This window comes from Halorubrum sp. SS7 (genome assembly GCF_005435055.1).
Taxonomy (GTDB): Archaea; Halobacteriota; Halobacteria; order Halobacteriales; family Haloferacaceae; genus Halorubrum; species Halorubrum salinarum.
In genome coordinates this window covers 1-2,053 of sequence record NZ_SGXV01000069.1, presented here as the reverse complement: position 1 = coordinate 2,053, position 2,053 = coordinate 1, and the positions used below count along the sequence as shown (strand labels likewise).

Here is a 2,053-nt window from a genome sequence, read left to right as displayed (position 1 = left end):
GACTTAGGTCTGCTGTTGGCCCGCGGGCGGCGCGAACCGCGGGCGTTTTTTAGACTCGGGGGATCAAAAGCCGATGAGGGCACATAGCTCAGCCCGGATAGAGCGTCGGACTTCTAATCCGATGGTCGTGGGTTCGAATCCCACTGTGCCCGTACAGCGAGGAGCGAAGCGACGAGCGAACCGGCACGCAGGGGATTCGAACCCTATCAGTCGCGCGCAGCGAACGTAGTGAGCGAGCACGTCTGATTTTGGTTCGAATCCCACCGTGCTCGTTATTGGAGCAACGCCATCGAGATGGGCTTACGGTTGTGAGTGGAAAATAGCGCTTGTACTACCTCTTATTTCCAACAAAGTCTCTGGACAAGATGAGACAAAGTATAAGACGCTACCAGACACAATAGCAGATATGGACCGCCAAGAATTAGAAGAAAAAATGCAGAAGCATATGGAAAAGAAAAAGAGTGCCTACGTCAAGATGGGGACTGTAGATTCCGAATAGATCCTACCTTTCTCTAATCTGTTTTAATTTCTCACGTAGCTCCTGCTCGGTATGATGAGCTAGTGCTGGGTATTCAACATCAAATAATAAATATTCAAAGTACTGATACCAGTGCCAATATAGAGTGTTTTTCTTCCAAAGCCGCTCAAATTTGCGCTCTGGATATAGATGGCGATGATACTTGGAAAGCAGAACCGCCTTTCCAATTTCAATATCACTTCCCGGCCACTCATGGTTTTCATCAATTATCTCATTACCTATCATCAATCTGCCTAGTGTAATCATCGCAGTTCGATGATTGGCATCTGGAAATGGGTGGAATGAAACAATAGTAGTTACCCAGTGAGCACACTGAGACGTTACCGGCTCTATCCGAGGGAATTCGCGAATTATTCGGTCCAATTTCCATTTTTTTACAGATAGCACTTTTCGATCTTCCCGCCTAGCGTCTCGAACATCTACAGAGTATTCATGTTCTGACTCTATATCGGGATCTCTCGTTTCTATGAAAATATTGTGGTTTATTTGTTTTATATCCTCTTGATTCACGAAAGATAAATCAATTATTCTGTTTTGTCCCAAATTCAATAACGAGTTTAGATCAAGATAACCATCTGACTGAGGGGGGTTAACCTCGCCATCTACCACTTTTTGGCCCTTAGTGGATAAGCTATACAATTCATTTCCTCTTTGCTCAATTAAACCAACCCTTTCCAAATATTCACATTGGCGTCGAAGCCTACTTTTTGACCTCCGAGACTTAGACAAATATTTGATAGATATTGTATCACTTTCATCGATATTTTCCAGAATTTCAATGTCCGAAAGGCTGGACGGCCCCATTGATTGTCGCCATGGTAGCGGGTAAGTGTCTGTCATTTATTCTGTCTCCAAATCAGATACAGCCAAATTGCTACAAATTGTTAAAATATTTGTGCTTATACTTCTCGTTAATCCTGTATTCATCGTGGTATACACGCGATTCGCGACAACTGGGGTCGTTTCTTCAATCCCTCCTGAGCCATTTCGCCAATTAAGCGGATATTGCCGTTACAGTTGAGGCATTCTTTATGCCTCATGGGTGACGGGGATGCTGTCGTAGTTGGCGTGGGAATCCTCGTTCTCAACGATCTCGACGGTATCGACTATACTGCCATCTCTTATGTCAGCTCCTATGCTAATTAGGTAGCGTTTCCGCCCGTAGATCTGACCATGTTCGACGTGATACCCCTTCCGCGAGCCATACGCCCAAGTACCACTCACCACACCCAGACACGTGTACCGACGAGACCTCAGGGACGCCGACTACGACGGGCTGCTCGCCGATACCGCCGTCGCGGACCAGGTTGTCCAGGCCGCGGTCGGGCCGGACGGCGGGATCGCCTACGCGAAGAACCGCTAACTGACCACGGACGTCGACTGAGACCTCAATCCGCCACGCTCGGCGTCCCCAGGTACTTCTCGTTCAGTTCGTACTCGCCGTCGTCGCCCTCGACGAGGTACTCGCCGTAGTAGGGCACGCGGTTCGCCACCACTTCCTCGAACGTCTCCGCG

2 protein-coding genes, 1 tRNA gene and 1 pseudogene are annotated in these 2,053 nt (G+C 48.1%); 2 read left to right on the top strand and 2 right to left on the bottom strand.

Annotated features, from left to right (window positions below):
• The first annotated feature begins 77 nt into the window (after positions 1 to 77).
• Positions 78 to 152 (top strand) — tRNA-Arg (locus EXE44_RS16555).
• A gap of 350 nt (positions 153 to 502) precedes the next feature.
• Here EXE44_RS16555 and EXE44_RS16550 read toward each other — a convergent pair.
• The gene (locus tag EXE44_RS16550; RefSeq protein ID WP_137694970.1) at positions 503 to 1,378 is read right to left on the bottom strand and encodes a Fic family protein; all 876 of its coding nucleotides are present in this window, start codon (positions 1,376 to 1,378) and stop codon (positions 503 to 505) included.
• Positions 1,379 to 1,775: 397 nt separating this feature from the next.
• On the opposite strand from EXE44_RS16550, the gene EXE44_RS21935 reads away from it, so the two are divergent.
• Positions 1,776 to 1,901 (top strand): hypothetical protein, encoded by a 126-nt coding sequence (locus tag EXE44_RS21935; RefSeq protein ID WP_255510196.1) that lies wholly within the window; start codon positions 1,776 to 1,778, stop codon positions 1,899 to 1,901.
• Between the two features lie 25 nt (positions 1,902 to 1,926).
• On the opposite strand, the pseudogene EXE44_RS21550 reads toward EXE44_RS21935, so the two are convergent.
• A pseudogene (locus EXE44_RS21550) lies at positions 1,927 to 2,053 on the bottom strand (GTP 3',8-cyclase MoaA); the annotation flags it as partial.

Coding starts and splice junctions, on each gene's coding strand:
- EXE44_RS16550 (WP_137694970.1), bottom strand. CDS start 1,378: ATGACAGACACTTACCCGCTACCATGGCGACAATCAATGGGGCCGTCC.